The 15,565-nt window shown below is 46.3% G+C and carries 16 protein-coding genes; 14 read left to right on the top strand and 2 right to left on the bottom strand.

What is annotated here, in order from left to right; translation table 11 throughout:
* Positions 1-6: 6 nt before the first annotated feature.
* Genes ccmA through ccmI form a run of 9 tightly spaced genes read left to right on the top strand, consistent with a single transcriptional unit; the run spans position 7 to position 6,826 of the window.
* Positions 7-654: a cytochrome c biogenesis heme-transporting ATPase CcmA gene (gene ccmA / locus ICN18_RS00305; protein ID WP_216188573.1), complete on the top strand. Its 648-nt coding sequence runs from the start codon at positions 7-9 to the stop codon at positions 652-654.
* Positions 651-1,316 carry a heme exporter protein CcmB gene (gene ccmB / locus ICN18_RS00300; RefSeq protein ID WP_216188572.1) on the top strand — a complete coding sequence of 222 codons (666 nt, stop codon included), beginning with the start codon at positions 651-653 and terminating at the stop codon, positions 1,314-1,316. The genes ccmA and ccmB overlap by 4 nt, the downstream gene beginning before the upstream one ends.
* Positions 1,313-2,083 carry a heme ABC transporter permease CcmC gene (gene ccmC, locus ICN18_RS00295; RefSeq protein WP_216188571.1) on the top strand — a complete coding sequence of 257 codons (771 nt, stop codon included), beginning with the start codon at positions 1,313-1,315 and terminating at the stop codon, positions 2,081-2,083. The genes ccmB and ccmC overlap by 4 nt, the downstream gene beginning before the upstream one ends.
* Positions 2,083-2,271 carry a heme exporter protein CcmD gene (ccmD, locus tag ICN18_RS00290; protein ID WP_216188570.1) on the top strand — a complete coding sequence of 63 codons (189 nt, stop codon included), beginning with the start codon at positions 2,083-2,085 and terminating at the stop codon, positions 2,269-2,271. The genes ccmC and ccmD overlap by 1 nt, the downstream gene beginning before the upstream one ends.
* Positions 2,268-2,714, top strand: a complete 447-nt coding sequence (ccmE, locus tag ICN18_RS00285; RefSeq protein ID WP_216188569.1) for a cytochrome c maturation protein CcmE — start codon at positions 2,268-2,270, stop codon at positions 2,712-2,714. Before ccmD ends, ccmE begins: the two co-directional genes overlap by 4 nt.
* The gene (locus ICN18_RS00280; protein WP_216188568.1) at positions 2,711-4,630 is read left to right on the top strand and encodes a heme lyase CcmF/NrfE family subunit; all 1,920 of its coding nucleotides are present in this window, start codon (positions 2,711-2,713) and stop codon (positions 4,628-4,630) included. The genes ccmE and ICN18_RS00280 overlap by 4 nt, the downstream gene beginning before the upstream one ends.
* Positions 4,627-5,157, top strand: coding sequence for a DsbE family thiol:disulfide interchange protein (locus tag ICN18_RS00275; RefSeq protein WP_216188567.1), 531 nt, complete (start codon positions 4,627-4,629; stop codon positions 5,155-5,157). The genes ICN18_RS00280 and ICN18_RS00275 overlap by 4 nt, the downstream gene beginning before the upstream one ends.
* Positions 5,154-5,624, top strand: a complete 471-nt coding sequence (locus tag ICN18_RS00270) for a cytochrome c-type biogenesis protein (protein WP_216188566.1) — start codon at positions 5,154-5,156, stop codon at positions 5,622-5,624. Before ICN18_RS00275 ends, ICN18_RS00270 begins: the two co-directional genes overlap by 4 nt.
* Positions 5,621-6,826 (top strand): c-type cytochrome biogenesis protein CcmI, encoded by a 1,206-nt coding sequence (gene ccmI, locus ICN18_RS00265; RefSeq protein ID WP_216188565.1) that lies wholly within the window; start codon positions 5,621-5,623, stop codon positions 6,824-6,826. The genes ICN18_RS00270 and ccmI overlap by 4 nt, the downstream gene beginning before the upstream one ends.
* A gap of 4 nt (positions 6,827-6,830) precedes the next feature.
* On the opposite strand, the gene ICN18_RS00260 is transcribed toward ccmI, so the two are convergent.
* On the bottom strand, positions 6,831-7,592 hold the full coding sequence (locus ICN18_RS00260) for an SDR family oxidoreductase (RefSeq protein WP_216188564.1): 762 nt from the start codon (positions 7,590-7,592) through the stop codon (positions 6,831-6,833).
* Between the two features lie 114 nt (positions 7,593-7,706).
* On the opposite strand from ICN18_RS00260, the gene ICN18_RS00255 reads away from it, so the two are divergent.
* Genes ICN18_RS00255 through ICN18_RS00245 form a run of 3 tightly spaced genes read left to right on the top strand, consistent with a single transcriptional unit; the run spans position 7,707 to position 10,800 of the window.
* Positions 7,707-9,008, top strand: coding sequence for a TAXI family TRAP transporter solute-binding subunit (locus ICN18_RS00255; protein WP_216188563.1), 1,302 nt, complete (start codon positions 7,707-7,709; stop codon positions 9,006-9,008).
* Positions 9,009-9,020: 12 nt separating this feature from the next.
* Positions 9,021-9,986, top strand: coding sequence for a Bug family tripartite tricarboxylate transporter substrate binding protein (locus ICN18_RS00250; RefSeq protein WP_216188562.1), 966 nt, complete (start codon positions 9,021-9,023; stop codon positions 9,984-9,986).
* Between the two features lie 58 nt (positions 9,987-10,044).
* Positions 10,045-10,800 (top strand): 2OG-Fe dioxygenase family protein, encoded by a 756-nt coding sequence (locus ICN18_RS00245; RefSeq protein ID WP_216188561.1) that lies wholly within the window; start codon positions 10,045-10,047, stop codon positions 10,798-10,800.
* 10 nt (positions 10,801-10,810) lie between these two features.
* Here ICN18_RS00245 and ICN18_RS00240 read toward each other — a convergent pair whose 3' ends face one another.
* Positions 10,811-11,794, bottom strand: a complete 984-nt coding sequence (locus tag ICN18_RS00240; RefSeq protein ID WP_216188560.1) for a Bug family tripartite tricarboxylate transporter substrate binding protein — start codon at positions 11,792-11,794, stop codon at positions 10,811-10,813.
* A gap of 85 nt (positions 11,795-11,879) precedes the next feature.
* Between ICN18_RS00240 and ICN18_RS00235 the strand changes: the two genes are divergently transcribed.
* Together ICN18_RS00235 and ICN18_RS00230 are read left to right on the top strand one after the other, a co-directional pair.
* Positions 11,880-13,121 carry an MFS transporter gene (locus ICN18_RS00235; protein WP_216188559.1) on the top strand — a complete coding sequence of 414 codons (1,242 nt, stop codon included), beginning with the start codon at positions 11,880-11,882 and terminating at the stop codon, positions 13,119-13,121.
* A 9-nt stretch (positions 13,122-13,130) separates the two neighbouring features.
* Positions 13,131-15,563, top strand: a complete 2,433-nt coding sequence (locus ICN18_RS00230; RefSeq protein ID WP_216188558.1) for a heavy metal translocating P-type ATPase — start codon at positions 13,131-13,133, stop codon at positions 15,561-15,563.
* Positions 15,564-15,565: the final 2 nt, after the last annotated feature.

Raw genomic sequence — 15,565 nt, 5'->3', positions numbered from 1 at the left:
ACCCTCATGACTGCTGATACTTACTCCTCCTTCAATAAGCCGCTCTTGACACTCGAAGCTCGTGAGCTAACTTGTATTCGGGGTGAAAAGCAGTTGTTTTTTGGGTTAAATCTAGCGGTCTCTGCTGGCGAGTGTTTGCATGTACGCGGTCAAAATGGCGTTGGCAAGACTAGCTTATTGAGACTCTTAACTGGATTATCTAAGCCTGAGTTAGGAGAGGTGCTTTGGAATGGCTTAGCTATTTCTCGAGAGCCAGCTCACTATCATCGCGAACTTTTATTTCTGGGACATCGCGATGCCTTGAAAGAAGACTTAACAGCGCTAGAAAATTTACAGCTTTATGCAGCCTTGGATGATATTCAATTACCTGAAGATAAAGCTTTAGCTGCTCTCTGGCGTTTTGGTTTGCGTGGGCGCGAGCACTTGCCGGTTAGTTGCTTATCGGCCGGACAAAAGCGTCGCGTACTAATGGCCCGGATGCTGACGCGTCAAGCAAAACTGTGGATCTTGGATGAGCCATTCAATGCGCTGGATACTCATGCAGTACAAGCTTTGCAGGGACTCATTGCAGAGCATGCAGAGCAAGGTGGGTTGGTGGTCTTAACGAGCCATCAAGAAGTAAGTCTTCCGCAGGTAAGGGTGCTAGATCTATGAATGCCTTGCTAGCAATTATTCGTCGTGACTTGCTCTTGGTTTTGCGACGCAAGAGCGAAGTACTTACGGCCCTCTTCTTTTTTGTGGTGGTGACCAGTCTATTTCCATTGGGTATTGGTGCAGATGCTGCTTTGCTGCGCAAAATTGCACCAGGCGTTCTTTGGGTTGCAGCTTTGTTATCGACTTTGTTGGGCTTGCATCGTATGTTTGCTGCCGACTACCAAGATGGCTCTTTGGAGCAGCTTGCTTTATCGCCTCAGCCAATGGTGTTGCTTGTTACTGGAAAAATTATTGCTCACTGGATTGTGTGCGGATTACCCCTTGTGCTTTTGGCTCCTATCATTGGTATTCAGTTTGATCTGGATATCAGCTCTTTGTATGTGTTGATAGGAACCCTTTTATTGGGTACACCAGTGCTATCCTTGGTAGGCTCTATAGGGGCAGCATTGACCCTGGGGGTGAGAGGCGGAAGCGTGTTGTTAAGCTTGTTGATTCTGCCGTTGTACATCCCCGTACTCATTTTTGGTGCTGGTGCTGTTTATGCAAATAGTGTGGGCTTGGATGCATCAGGTCATTTTTCACTACTTGGCGCATTATTGATTTTGGCTTTAGCATTTGTCCCTTGGGTAAGTAGTGCCGCTGTAAAGATTGCAATTGAATGAGTCAGATAAATAATTTTTCTAATCACCGCGTAGTTAACTGGTTTAAGTTATCTAGCCCGAGCACCTTTTATCCGGTGGCGGGTAAGCTCATCCCATTCTTCTGGGTTCTTACTTTTGTGTTTGGCGCTGCTGGTTTATGGGTTAGCTTCTTTGTTGCGCCTATAGATGCTGTTCAAGGGCAGGGCTATCGCATTATCTTTATTCATGTGCCCGCCTCTTGGATGTCGATGTTCATTTATTTGGTGATGGCTACTTGGGCAGGGCTGGGTTTAATTTTTAATACCCGCTTATCTGCCATGATGGCTCAAGCACTTGCTCCAATCGGCGCATGGATGGCATTTTTATCTCTGTGGACTGGCGCATTCTGGGGCAAGCCAATGTGGGGTGCTTGGTGGGTTTGGGATGCGCGCCTCACTTCAGAGTTGATCCTCTTATTTCTGTATTTGGGTTTCATTGCTTTAAGGGCTTCTATTGATGATCCGCGCCGTGCTGATAAAGCCAGCGCTATTTTGGCTTTGGTAGGTGTTGTGAACGTGCCCATTATTTATTTTTCAGTGAAGTGGTGGAATACCTTGCATCAAGGCGCTTCTGTTTCATTGACCAAAGCGCCGGCAATGGCTCAGACCATGCTCTGTGGAATGCTCTTGATGGCTTTGTGCTTATGGATGTACACCATTGCTGTCACCTTAATGCGAGTAAGGGCAATTATTTTGGAGCGTGAGGCCCATGCTGATTGGGTGAGACAATCAATTGAGGTGAAAAGCTGATGTGGAATAGCCCTTCCGAGTTTTTTGCCATGGGTGGCTACGCACTCTATGTGTGGAGTAGTTTTGGTATTTGTGCCTTGGTTTTGATATTGGAGCCATTGCTAGTGCGCGCTCGTTTCAAGGCAATCGTGCGCAGATTAAAGCAAGAGCAATTGGCAGAGCAGTTTGATAAAGAGATTAGTAAGTGAAGCCTAGACATAAACGCGCATTGATTATTGTTGCCGCACTCATCGCTATTGGGGTGGCTGCACTCTTAATTTTGAATGCGCTCAATAGCAATATTGCTTTATATGTGACCCCAAGCGAGGTGGTAGCAGGAAAGGCCCCTCAGGGTCAGGCCTTTCGAATTGGGGGCATGGTTAAAGACGGCTCTTTAAAGCGCGATGGTTTAACAGTCCATTTTGTGATTACCGATCTCGCTAAAGATATTCCGGTTGCATACACCGGCATTCTTCCTGATTTATTTAAAGAAGGTAAGGGCGCAGTGATTCAAGGTCGCATGAATGCGAATGGCGAATTTATTGCTAGTGAAGTGCTTGCGAAACATGATGAGAATTACATGCCTCCTGAGGCTAAACATGCTTTAGATCAAGCTCAAAAAAATGGCAGCAACAATGGAAGCGCTAAATGATTCCTGAGTTTGGGCATTACGCATTAGTTCTGGCACTTTGTATTGCTTTGATTCAAGGGGCATTGCCTTTGTTGGGCGCACACTACGGTCGCCGTGACTGGTTGGTCTTGGCGCGGCCTGCTGCGCAAACTGTTTTCTTATTGCTTGCTATTGCCTTTGGGATATTGGCGTGGAGTTTTTACGCCAATGATTTTTCTGTGCTCTATGTAGCCGAGCACTCGAATTCACAGCTGCCGATGATCTATCGCTTAGGTGCTGTATGGGGTGGGCACGAAGGTTCACTCTTGTTATGGATTTTCTTGCTAGCAACCTGGACAATTTTGGTTGCTCAGCTCTCTAAGGCATTAGATGATTTCATGGTTGCGCGAGTCATTGGCATATTGGGATTGGTTACTAGTGGTTTGTTGTTATTTGTTTTAACAACCTCCAATCCATTTGAGCGTTTATTGCCTGCTGCGCAAGATGGCCGTTCCTTAAATCCATTGCTGCAAGATCCAGGCTTGGTGTTTCATCCTCCGATGCTGTACATGGGCTATGTTGGTTTCTCGGTTGCATTCGCTTTTGCTATTGCCTCGCTATTGTCTGGTAGGTTAGATGCTGCTTGGGCGCGTTGGTCGCGTCCTTGGACTACTGCAGCGTGGGTCTTCCTGACTTTGGGTATTGCACTGGGTTCTTGGTGGGCCTACTACGAATTAGGTTGGGGTGGTTGGTGGTTCTGGGACCCTGTCGAGAACGCCTCATTCATTCCCTGGCTAGTCGGCACTGCTTTATTACATTCTTTAGCAGTCACTGAGAAGCGTGGCGGCTTTAAGAGTTGGACTGTGCTTTTGGCGATTACAGCATTCTCCTTATCATTACTAGGAACTTTTTTAGTTCGCTCTGGTGTATTGACATCAGTGCATGCGTTTGCAACTGACCCACGACGCGGCATTTTTATATTGATCTTCTTATCACTGGTGGTTGGTTCATCACTCTTGCTTTACGCATGGCGCGCACCGAAGAGTTCAATGGGTGGAAAATTCAGCTTAAGCTCAAGGGAAACATTTATTTTGCTTGGCAATGTCTTTCTCGTTGTCTCTGCTGGATCTGTTTTGTTAGGGACGCTCTATCCGTTGCTAATCGATGCGCTTCACCTAGGTAAGATTTCTGTAGGCCCCCCTTACTTCAATAGCGTCTTTGTTCCCATCATGGTTCCTCTATTAGTGCTCATGGGGATCGGGCCATGGGCGAGCTGGAAACAGAGTAATTTACTCGCCATCATCAAGCGCTTGTGGCTTGCCGGCTTAGTTGCCATGGTTGCGGGTGTATCCATTCCACTTGTTATGGGTCAATTTACCTGGTTAGCAGGCATGGGTTTCATGCTGGCTTTTTGGGTGATCGCTTCTGGTTGCATGCAAATCGTTCGCCAGGCTAAAGCCGGCAAACCAACACGTTCTTTCATTGGCATGCAGGTAGCGCATTTGGGTATTGCAGTATTTGTTATTGGCGTCACGATGGTGGGCGCTTACCAAGAAGAAAAAGATGTTCGTATGTCAGCGGGCGATACGGTCAGTGTTGGCGGTTATCAAATTCAGCTGCAGGGTGTAAGTGCTGCTCGTGGCCCGAACTACCAAGCCATGCGCGGGACATTCCTGTTATCAAAAAATGGCAGCAATCAGATTAGCCTTTATCCCGAGAAGAGAAGTTACTTCTCATCAACAATGCCCATGACTGAGGCAGCGATTGATGCGGGCCTAACACGAGATATTTATGTTTCTCTGGGCGAAGAATTGGGCGACCAATCATGGGCTGTACGTGTTTACTACAAGCCTTTTGTTGATTGGATTTGGGGTGGTTGCTTGTTAATGGCTTTAGGCGGCGTATTGGCCATGTCAGATAAGCGTTATCGCTTGAAGTTGAAGAGCAAATTCTCATGAAAGCCAAATTTTTAATTCCACTGGCATTGTTTATTGGCTTAGTAGTCTTCTTGGCTATCGGATTAAATCGTGATCCGCATGAAGTGCCTTCTCCATTGATTAACAAAGCAGCACCATCATTTGAAGTTCCTCAATTGGCTGAAGCTGGTAAAACATTTTCACCAGCAAGCATGAAGGGCCAGGTATGGATTCTGAATGTTTGGGCATCCTGGTGTGTAGCATGCCGTGAAGAGCATCCTGTATTGGTTGAGCTTGCTAAATCTCAAATGGCACCAGTGATTGGTTTGGACTACAAAGATAAGCGTGAAGATGCACTGGCGATGTTGGCTAAACAAGGCAATCCTTATATGTTGTCTGCTTTTGATGGCAATGGCCGAGTAGGTATCGACTATGGTGTCTATGGTGTGCCGGAGACCTACATTATTGATAAGGCAGGAGTAATACGCTTTAAGCATATTGGTCCTCTAACCATGGATTTATTGAATCAAAAAATTTATCCCATGTTGAGCGATCTGAAGAAATCATGAGAAAGCTTTTCTTAACTACTATTTGTGTTTTGAGTCTTGGCGGCGCCTTTGCCAATGAGGCCGCTCCTTTGGCAGATGATCCCGTAACAGAACAGCGCCTGATTAGTATTTCTGAAGAAATGCGTTGCTTGGTATGTCAAAACGAATCTTTAGCTGGCTCACGTTCAGATCTAGCAAATGATTTGCGTCGTGAAATTCGGATTCTGATTAAAGAGGGTAAGAGTGATGATCAGATTCGAAACTTTATGGTTGAGCGCTACGGTGACTTTGTGCTCTATCGTCCGCCAGTCAAGCCAGTAACATGGTTGCTTTGGATTGGGCCATTTGTTATTTTGGGCATTGGTATTGCAGGCCTATTAACTTATTTGCGCCGTAGAAATCATAGTGTTCCCAGTGTGACCTTGACTGATTCGGATAATCAGAAAATTGATGCATTACTTAACTCAAGCAATCAGAAAGAAGGATGAATTTAGTGACTAGCTTCTTGATTCCTGCTTTCTTGCTCTTGGTATTGGTCTTAGTATTGCTGCTACGTCCTTTTATTTTTCCGGCGAAGGGTAAATCTACATCGCGTCGCCAGATGAATGCCGTCATTTACCGAGAAGAGTTAGATAAATTGGAGGCTGAGCATACAGCTGGCATTATTTCATCTACTGATTATGAGATTTCTCATGCAGAAATGCGTCAACGTCTTTTCCAAGACACGATTGAAGAGGATGACCAAGAAGTCGCAGGTTCGACAAAGAAAACAGCAATCGGACTTTGCATCTTCATCGTTTTGCTTTCCTCGGCACTATATTTTTCTTTGGGTGATGTAGTTCGTATCGCCCAAAGAAGCTCTGAGAAGCCGGTGACGCAAGAGGGCGTCGAAAAAATGGTGGCGGAATTTGCCATCAAAATGGAAAAAGATCCGAGCAACTTAAAAGGTTGGGCGATGCTCGCGCGCTCTTATCGTATCTTGGGTCGCAATGAAGATGCTGCTAAGGCGTATGCCCGCGCCGGCAACTTTATTGACTCTGATCCACAGTTATTAGCAGATTACGCGGATGTCTTGGCTACAAACGCAAATGGCAGTTTTGTTGGCAAGCCCCTGCAATTAATTAATCAAGCCTTAAAGCTAGACCCTGACAACTTGATGGCGCTGTGGCTATCTGGAACTGCTTCTTATAACGCAAATAATTACAAGGCAGCAGTTCAAACTTGGGAAAAGCTAGCAAAACAAATACCACCGGATACCGATGAGGCGCGAGCTATTCAGGGATCGATTGCTGAGGCGCGTTCTAAAGGTGGTTTGGCTGCAGCCACTCCAACTCCTATCGCTTCCTCTGGAAAAGACATCAGCGGCAAGATTGCGTTATCTGCCGAGCTGAATTCCAAAATAAAGCCCGGCGACATTGTGATGGTGATTGCTCGCAAGCCTGGGGAGCGTATGCCGGTAGCGGTCTTGAAAGTGCCTGTAAGTGATTTTCCGATGAGTTTTACTCTGAATGATTCCTTGGCTATGAATCCAAGTGTGCCGCTCTCGCAATTAACTGAGGTCAGTGTCGAAGTGCGGATCTCTAAGACTGGCATGGCCAAGCCAGAAGCCGGAGATTTAATCTCTTCCGCGCAAACCATTAAGGTTGGCGCTAAAGATGTTCGACTTTTGGTAAATCTGGTGCATCAGTAAGGTTTTAGCCTCTACCCACAAATGGCATATTCGTTGCCATAATCGTCATCGAGAGAATATTGCTTTCCAGTGGGAGCTGCGCCATATGCAGTACGGCCTCTCCTACATGATCAACATCCATGCGTGGCTCTACTTTGATCGATTGATCGGCTTGCATGATTCCAGCGGCCATTCGTTCAGTCATTTCTGTAGCCGCATTGCCAATATCGATTTGACCGCAGGCAATGTTAAAAGGACGACCATCTAATGCAATCGTCTTGGTCAGGCCGCTGATAGCATGCTTTGTAGCGGTATAGGGCGCCGACATTGGTCTTGGAGCATGTGCAGAAATTGAGCCATTATTAATAATTCTGCCGCCTTGCGGGGATTGCGCTTTCATCATACGAATGGCTTCTTGTGAGCATAAGAATGCGCCACAGAGATTGGCATTGACGACATTCATCCATTGTTCGTAGCTGAGGTCTTCCATCGGAATGGCGGGGGCGCCCATTCCAGCATTATTGAATAGCACATCAATCCGACCAAATTGAGTCTTCAGTGCTGCAAATAGCTTCTTTACCTCATCAGGTTTACCTACATCGCAAGTTACCGCAAGACAGTTATTTTTAGTGCCACCAATGTCAGCAATGGCCTTTTCTAGCTTATCTAAGCTACGACCCGTTAGGACAACTTGATAGCCACCTTTAAGAAGGGCTTTAGCTGCAGCTTTGCCAATGCCGGTTCCTGCGCCGGTGACTAGGGCTACCTTGGTTTTTGTTGAATTCATAATGACCTTTGAGGCATCTAAAAGCCCCATCTTATCTCGATTTAGACGTCTGGTTTTGAAACCTTTTCCAAACGCTATGCTCGGGGCATAATGCAAAAAACAATAGAGACTTTCATGAACTTCATCAAAAAACAAATTTACAATCCCATTGCTTTGGTTGTGGCCTTTTTCGCCGTGTTAACTATCCTCTTTGGTGTTCTATGGATTTTGGTTCCACCCCCTCCAAAGTCAATAGAAATGGCCACAGGTTTTCCTACCGGGCTTTACTACCAGTTCGGAGAGCGGTTAAAGGCGGAGGTATCTAAGGATGGCGTGGATCTTCAGGTGCGTTCTACCGGTGGAACTTTGGATAACTTGAAGCTTTTGAATGATCCTCAATCTGGGGTAGGTTTTGCAATGGTGCAGGGTGGGGTTGCTAATGTTGACGAATACCCAAATTTGGTATCAATAGCGGGAATGTTTTATGAGCCGATTTGGGTCTGGTATCGAGATGGTGCTTTCAAAAATAATGCTGGCCAACTCACGATACTGAGTCAGTTAAAAGGTAAACGTGTATCTATTGGTAATGAAGGGAGCGGTACATTAGTTCTGGCTCAGAATTTATTGCAGACTAGCGGCATTACGGACAAAGAGATTGGCGCGGAGAAGTTAAAGCCTGATGAAGCCATAGCAAAGTTAAGTAATGGTGAATTAGATGCGGTATTTATTGTTGCGGCCGCAGAGGCGCCTATTTTGAGAAAGTTTTACTCTATTCCCGGCATTCGATTGATGGATTTTGGCCAGGCAGATGCATACACTCGAAACCTGACTTATTTATCTAAGGTCACCGTACCTAGGGGTCTATTAAGTATTCAACATGATCAGCCACGTCAGGATATTCAAGTAATGGCTGCTACTGCTACTTTGGTAGCTCATGACGATGTAAGTCCAGCATTGGTCTCACTCTTGCTCGGTGCTTCGTACGATATCTTGAAATCTTATTCCCGCTTGCAAAAAGTAGGTGAGTTTCCCTCTAGTTCTGGCTTAGATTTTCCTTTGCATGTTGATGCTGAAATCTATTTAAAAGATGGTCCTTCCTTCTTACATCGCCACCTACCATTCTGGACTGCAGTTTGGGCGGGACGTTTTGTGAAGATTGTGATTCCTTTGTTGGTAATTTTGATCCCATTGTTTACCTACATTCCATCGGCTAAGAATTTCTTCTTACGGCTAAAGTTGGCGCAGGTTTATGAGGAGCTCAAAGTGATCGAGAGAAATGCTCAAAACCCCGCTCTAAAAGAGAGAAACTTCAAAGACCTTGAGGATATTGAAAGACGAGTTGGAAACATTAAGGTATCCATGTTGGATGCTAAGGAGCTATATGACCTCAAGGGACATGTGGGCGAAGTTCGTCACCGTTTAAATCTGGTTCGCTAAAAAGGTCAATATATGAGCAGGCATATGCACCATCTCTTGCTAGCTTTGGGTCTGATGTTATCTGCCGGGGTTCAGGCGCAAGCATATCCAAATAAGCCAATATCCCTAGTGGTTCCACAAGCGGCAGGCGGCACGAATGACATTGTTGGGCGTCTCATTGCGCCTGCATTTGGCGAGTCTATTGGCGCCTCCGTTGTGGTGGAAAATAGGCCTGGAGCTGGCGGTAATATTGGTACACAAAGCGTTGCCCGTTCATCAAAGGATGGGTACACCTTATTGCTGACGATTAATAGTGCGCAAGCGATTAATCCTTCTCTGTATAAAAATCCTGGCTTTGATCCGGTGAATGATTTTGTGCCTTTGTATTACATTGGCGCCACACCTTATGTATTCGTTTCTCCGCCGGGTTCACCATACAAAACACTCGCAGATGTTGTGGCAGCGGCCAAGAAGAAGCCAGGTGAGCTGTCTTATGCATCGGCTGGTAATGGCACTATCAGTCACTTACTAGGCGCGATGCTAAACGCTAGTGCCGGCATTGATATGCAGCATATTCCCTATAAGGGCGTAGCTCCGGCGATCAATGATGTCTTGGGTGGTCAAGTGCCTTTGGCATTTGCCAGCTTGCCATCGGCGCTGAATTACATTAAGGCAGGAAAGTTACAGGCTATCGCCATTAGCTCTGCAAAGAGATCTAGCGCTGCCCCAGAAATTCCAACTATTGCAGAAACTTATCCTGATTGTGTGGGTGAAGTCTGGGTAGCGATCTTTGCCCCCATTGGTGTCAATGCAGAAGTTGTGAAGAAGGTTCAGACGGCTATGGATAAGACCATGTCTAAAGCGGACGTGCGAGACAAGTTAATTGCACAAGGTTTGGATCTTGCTCCGGTACCAACAAATAAATTAGGTTCTTTATTAAAAGATGAGCTAGCAAAGTGGGCAAAGATTGTGAAGGCGTCTGGTGCTCAGCTGGATTAACTCGGTCGAGTACACCAACGAGTAAGCCAAGTTCTGCGGTATCGCCTAAAATAGACTCATGACAACTGTCGGCCTTGCGCCTCCACTGACTCCCCTAAAGCAGATTGATGAGGCTTTGCGTAATGATGGTTATGCGGTAGTCTCTGCTGAAACCGTTGCAGAATTTAGTCATGTTGCGCTATCTAGCCTTCAGGACCTCAATCAGTTCTGGGGTAATTTACCGCGTGACCCTTATTTAAAGGACGGCGGTCGCTATCGTTTCCGTCGTCATGCCAGTTATCAGATCAAGGGCGACGATCTTTCTTTGGTTCCCCATCGTGCCCACTGGCAGTCACTGGATTACAACGCACTGCATGGTGGTATTGAACGTTGGTTTGAACCTATTCAGGGTGAGCTATTAAGCAATCCAGCCTGGCAATCTGTCTTACTTGGACTTGCCCATATTTTGAATGGACTTAAACCTGTCAATACTTGGTTTGTGGAAGCCCATCAATTTCGGATAGATACTACTGACGGTATCGGACGACCCACACCTGAAGGCGCTCATCGAGATGGCGTTGATTTTGTGGCAGTCTTCTTATTGGATCGATCTGGTATTAAGGGTGGCGAGACCAGAATTTTTGATGCTTCTGGTTCTGCAGGTCTGCGCTTTACCCTTACGCAACCTTGGTCACTATTGCTGATGAATGATCAGCGCATGATTCATGAATCTACGCCGATTCAACCTTTGGCAAAGTATGGCTATCGCGATACTTTAGTTCTCACTTACCGCTCTAGTGGTTTCCAAGATTCTCCCAACATTAGTCAGCAATAAGTCGGCTGAATTATTCTGGCTCCATCCCCGCTTCTTTAATGGCTTTTGCCCACTTAGCAGTTTCTAGTTTGATTTTTTGACCAAGAGCCTCAGGCGTTCCCGGTTGAGTTTCAAAACCATTTGCAGAGAGTCTTTCAACCAAATCTTTTGATTTAGCAGCATTGTTAATGGCTTGATTCAGTTTAAGAATGGCATCTTTGGGCATGCCTGCAGGTCCAAACGCCGCAAAGAAGGCAATCAGTTCGTAGCCTTTGATGCCTAAAGCTTCATTCACGGTAGGCAATTCTGGAATAACCGGTGAGCGCTTCAATGAAGTGACGGCAAGGCCGCGAATCTTACCGGCCTGCACCTGCGGTAATGAAACGCCAAAGTCTGACGTAAACATATTGACTTGTCCGCCAATCAAATCTGTCATCGCATTGGGTCCGCTCTTGTATGAAACGCCAATCATTTTGATGTCAGCAAAGCTTGCCAACATTTCAGAAGAAACGCGTTGCGACGTACTCGCATAAGCAAACGTCATTTTTCCTGGATTGGCTTTTGCCAGAGATACAAATCCATTCAGAGATTTGGCGGGTACATCATTATTAATAGCAACGATTAATGGAGCTGAACCAAAAAATCCAATCGGCGTAAAAGCGGTATCTTGGTTATAAGGCAAATTTTTGACCAAGCTTTTTAGAGCAGCGTTAGTGCTGTTTGTGCCAATTAAAATCGTGTATCCATCTGCGGGGGCCTTAGCTACAAAATCTGCGCCAATGAGGCCGTTTGCTCCGGGGCGATTTTCGATAACAACGGGTTGGCCCAAGGACTCTGACATTTTGGCTGCAAAAGCACGTCCAATTTGATCGGTTGTACTTCCGGGGGCAAAGGGAACAATTGCTTTGATGGGTTTAGAGGGATAGTTATCGGCAATAACTAGGGGGCTTGCAAAGCCAAGGAATAGGCTAGCCCCGATCTGCAATAAGTGAACTGCCAAAGAATTGCTTTTCATGGTGTCTCCGTCTTTTTTCTATTAGTGTAGCGGGTCTGACCACCTTTGGGCGAGTAGAATGGATTCACGTTTCTACTGACTACTTATGCGCTTTCGTACTGTTGGCTACACCCCTCTCATGCTCATGGCACAAACCTGTGCTTTATTGGGCTTTGCTTGTTACGCAGTTGTCTTAACTACGTTGCAAGAAGAGTGGCATTTGAGTAATTTGCAATCGGGTTTGATCGCCAGCGCATTTTTCTTTGGTTACATGCTTGCTGTGCCTTTAGCTACTGCATTAACTGACCGAGTTGATGCTCGTAAAGTCTATTTAATAGGTGGCCTCACTGCTACATGTGGTCTTTTGGGTATGAGCTTATTGGCTTATAACTTTTGGACGGCGCTCTTCTTTATGGCTTTAAATGGTGCTGGCCTTGCTGGGACTTATATGCCTGGGCTCAAAATTTTGTCTGATCGCATTCGGTCTGGTGAGTTAACAAGACACATTGCGTTCTATACCGCTTTTTTCGGCATCGGCACGGGCTTTTCTTACTTATGCTCTGGCTGGATTTTGAATGCGTTTGGATGGCGGCATGTATTTGGTCTGATTGCCTTAGGGCCATTTTGTGCATTTCTGATTGTCTTGCTATTGATCCCGGCTTTACGGCATGAGAAGTGGAAGGGGCCAATCAATATTCGCCTGCATGACATCTTCCCGGTGGGTAAGTGGAAATTGGTTTTGCAGGACAAAAATGCCGCGGGATTTATTTTTGGATATACCGCTCACACACTAGAGCTCTTTGCCTCCAGAAGCTGGATTGTTGCTTTCTTTGGTTTTTGCGCAGTTGCTTCCGGCGAAGATTTTTTGCTAACAGCTACGACTTTAGCTGGGGTGATTAATTTCTTTGGCGTACCTTCTTCAATTTTGGGTAATGAAATTGCTTTAAGAATTGGGCGTCAAAAATGGGTGTGTATTGTGATGTTGGCAAGCGCGGTTTTAGGTGTTGCATTTGCTTGCTCAACAGGCCACTCTTGGTGGCTGATTGTTGCTCTAGCTATCGGACATGCCATATTCATCATGGCAGATTCTTCAACGCTCACTGCAGGCTTGGTGATAAGCGCGCAAGAAAATATCAAAGGTGCAGCGATGGGCTTGCACTCATTAATGGGGTTTGGTGGAGGATTATTGGGCCCAGCTATTTTTGGTTTTGTCTTGGACATCTCAGGTTCCCAAACTTCACGAGTGGCATGGGTATGGGCTTATGCCGCCATAGTGGTATGGGGAGTGCTATTTGTCATTTACGAGCGTCGCAGGGGCTGGGGCAGTAAAGTGTCTGCTAGTAATTAAATGAATGAGATGGATCAGAAACATTCTTTAGCTTGCTATCACTGCTCGAGCAAGATTCTCCCGGGTGAATTAATCGAGGCGAAATTAGGCGGTGAGCCCCGAGCATTTTGTTGTCCGGGCTGTATGGCGATTGCGCAAACAATTCATGGTGAAGGTCTAGAAGTCTTTTATGCCAGACGCTCACAGACTGGCGACAAGCCTGCAGCCTATCTTGCTAGTAATGAAATTCCTGAAAAACTGAAGCCTTATGATGATCCATCATTACGAGGTCGCTTTACTCGTCCTCATGGTGAGACTGGTGATCTTGAGACAACTCTACGTTTAGAGAAAATTCGATGTGCGGCATGTGTTTGGTTGTGCGAACAACACTTACGTCGTAACGCGGGTGTCCAAGATGTACAAATTAACTATGTCACCCAAAAAGTGATGGTGCGCTTTTCGCCAGACAAAACAAGTCTAGCCAGATTGCTCTTTGAAATTGAGCGTATTGGATATGAGGCCTGGCCATTTGAGCCATCTCAATCCTTAGATCTAGCTAAAAAGGAAAGACGTAGCCTTCTATTGCGTCTAGGCGTGGCTATGCTCGGCATGATGCAGGTGATGATGTATGCCTGGCCTACTTATGTCGGTGCCGATATCACTCCTGAGTTTGAAATTCTTCTCGGATGGACTAGTTGGGCTTTGACTGTCCCAGTGATGGTGTATTCAGCAGGACCAATATTCCAGGCAGCTTGGCGTAGCGTTCAGTCATTCAAGCAAACGCATATGTTGGGCATGGATGTGCCCATTGCCTTGGCTCTTGCTTTGGCATTTATTGCAGGCACCATCAATTTGATATCGGGCGCAGGCCATAGTTATTTTGATTCCATCACGATGTTTGTCGCGTTTATCTTGGCGGCGAGATATGTAGAGCTATTGGCAAGGCAAGATGCGCAAGGTGGCGCAGAAGCTCTGGCAAAGCAATTGCCTGCAACGTGTGAGCGCGCATTGAACTACCCGGCCTCACAAGAGGTTGAAGTCGTGCCTGTAGTTAATTGCAACCCAGGTCAGGTATTGCGCGTTTCCCCTGGTGAAGTAGTGCCGGCCGATGGGTTCTTGATTGAGAACGCTAGCGCTTTAGATGAGTCCCTGTTAACCGGTGAATCGAAGCCTGTCGAAAAAAAGATTGGCGATCGCATTTACGCGGGAACACACAACATTCTCAATCCATTATTCATGAGAATTGAAGCAGTAGGTCAGTCAACGCGTATTGCTGGTATCGCCTCCTTATTAGATCAAGCCTTGCTAGCTAAGCCGGTAATGGTGGGTCTTGCAGAAAAGTGGACGGCGTACTTTGTTGCTTTCTTATTGTTGGGTGCGTTTGCTTCTTCGGCTCTTTGGTTATACTTCGACCCCGGCCGTGCTTGGACTGTTTTAGTTTCTGTATTGGTTGCTAGTTGCCCGTGCGCTTTATCGTTAGCAGTTCCTACTGCGATGGCAGCTGCACAAGGTGCCGTCACTAAATTGGGTTTGCTCATCGTCCGTGGTCATGTGATGGAGGGCTTGGTTAAAGCTACCGACTTAGTGCTCGATAAAACTGGCACATTAACCATGGGCCAGCCTGAGCTACAAGAGATCATCAATTTACGCGCAGGCTATCGTCGTGAAGATGCGTTGGCTTTAGCTGCAGCCTTGGAGGCGGGGCAAAGACATCCTCTTGCACTTTCTTTGATGCGGGCGGCTGAAGTAGAGAATATTTCATTGCCCTTATTAAGTGAGCCAGTGATTAATCAGTTGGGAAAAGGCTTAAGTTCAGGCGCGTATCGCTTGGGAAGTGCCTCATGGCTGGGTATAGAGCGGGGCGCTCAGTTGGGGCAATACGGTCAAGTGCATTTAGCAGATGCACAAGGGTTAATAGCCAGTTTTGTTTTCTTGGATACTCCGAGGCCAGGACTAGAGCAGTTTTTAAAAGTGGTGAAGTCCAGAAACATTGCTGTGCATTTAGTTTCTGGCGATGATCTTGCCACTGTTGCATGGTGGGCTAAGCATGTTGGTATCGACCACTATCAAGGCGGATGCACGCCTGAAGAAAAATATGATTACATCGAGCGCCTGCAAAAAGAAAATCGTTTTGTCTGGGCAATAGGTGATGGCGTGAATGATGCGCCTTTGCTTGCTCGTGCCGATATCTCGATCGCCGTTGGTGCGGGTGCACCCCTGGCTGCTGCAGGAGCTGATGCAATTTTGACGGCTGTCTCGCTAGAACCACTGGCTAAAACTTTACGCTTAGCAGATAAGACTCAAACCATCATTAAGGAAAATTTATGGTGGGCCTTGGCATATAACTTATTGGCTATACCTGCTGCAATGATGGGTTTAGTAAATCCTTGGGTTGCTGGTATTGGCATGTCACTTTCTTCGCTTGCCGTCACTTTGAATGCTTGGCGTTTGCGAAAAGCTTAGAC

Source organism: Polynucleobacter parvulilacunae (assembly GCF_018881715.1).
Classification (GTDB): domain Bacteria; phylum Pseudomonadota; class Gammaproteobacteria; order Burkholderiales; family Burkholderiaceae; genus Polynucleobacter; species Polynucleobacter parvulilacunae.
Note: the sequence above shows the minus strand (reverse complement) of the source record. Positions and strands in the feature narration are given on the sequence as shown.

What these genes read in the sequence shown, in the direction of transcription:
- ccmA (WP_216188573.1), top strand. Translation starts at nt 7, where the DNA reads ATGACTGCTGATACTTACTCCTCCTTCAATAAGCCGCTCTTGACACTC.
- ccmB (WP_216188572.1), top strand. Translation starts at nt 651, where the DNA reads ATGAATGCCTTGCTAGCAATTATTCGTCGTGACTTGCTCTTGGTTTTG.
- ccmC (WP_216188571.1), top strand. Translation starts at nt 1,313, where the DNA reads ATGAGTCAGATAAATAATTTTTCTAATCACCGCGTAGTTAACTGGTTT.
- ccmD (WP_216188570.1), top strand. Translation starts at nt 2,083, where the DNA reads ATGTGGAATAGCCCTTCCGAGTTTTTTGCCATGGGTGGCTACGCACTC.
- ICN18_RS00280 (WP_216188568.1), top strand. Translation starts at nt 2,711, where the DNA reads ATGATTCCTGAGTTTGGGCATTACGCATTAGTTCTGGCACTTTGTATT.
- ICN18_RS00275 (WP_216188567.1), top strand. Translation starts at nt 4,627, where the DNA reads ATGAAAGCCAAATTTTTAATTCCACTGGCATTGTTTATTGGCTTAGTA.
- ICN18_RS00270 (WP_216188566.1), top strand. Translation starts at nt 5,154, where the DNA reads ATGAGAAAGCTTTTCTTAACTACTATTTGTGTTTTGAGTCTTGGCGGC.
- ccmI (WP_216188565.1), top strand. Translation starts at nt 5,621, where the DNA reads ATGAATTTAGTGACTAGCTTCTTGATTCCTGCTTTCTTGCTCTTGGTA.
- ICN18_RS00260 (WP_216188564.1), bottom strand. Translation starts at nt 7,592, where the DNA reads ATGAATTCAACAAAAACCAAGGTAGCCCTAGTCACCGGCGCAGGAACC.
- ICN18_RS00255 (WP_216188563.1), top strand. Translation starts at nt 7,707, where the DNA reads ATGAACTTCATCAAAAAACAAATTTACAATCCCATTGCTTTGGTTGTG.
- ICN18_RS00250 (WP_216188562.1), top strand. Translation starts at nt 9,021, where the DNA reads ATGAGCAGGCATATGCACCATCTCTTGCTAGCTTTGGGTCTGATGTTA.
- ICN18_RS00245 (WP_216188561.1), top strand. Translation starts at nt 10,045, where the DNA reads ATGACAACTGTCGGCCTTGCGCCTCCACTGACTCCCCTAAAGCAGATT.
- ICN18_RS00240 (WP_216188560.1), bottom strand. Translation starts at nt 11,794, where the DNA reads ATGAAAAGCAATTCTTTGGCAGTTCACTTATTGCAGATCGGGGCTAGC.
- ICN18_RS00235 (WP_216188559.1), top strand. Translation starts at nt 11,880, where the DNA reads ATGCGCTTTCGTACTGTTGGCTACACCCCTCTCATGCTCATGGCACAA.
- ICN18_RS00230 (WP_216188558.1), top strand. Translation starts at nt 13,131, where the DNA reads ATGGATCAGAAACATTCTTTAGCTTGCTATCACTGCTCGAGCAAGATT.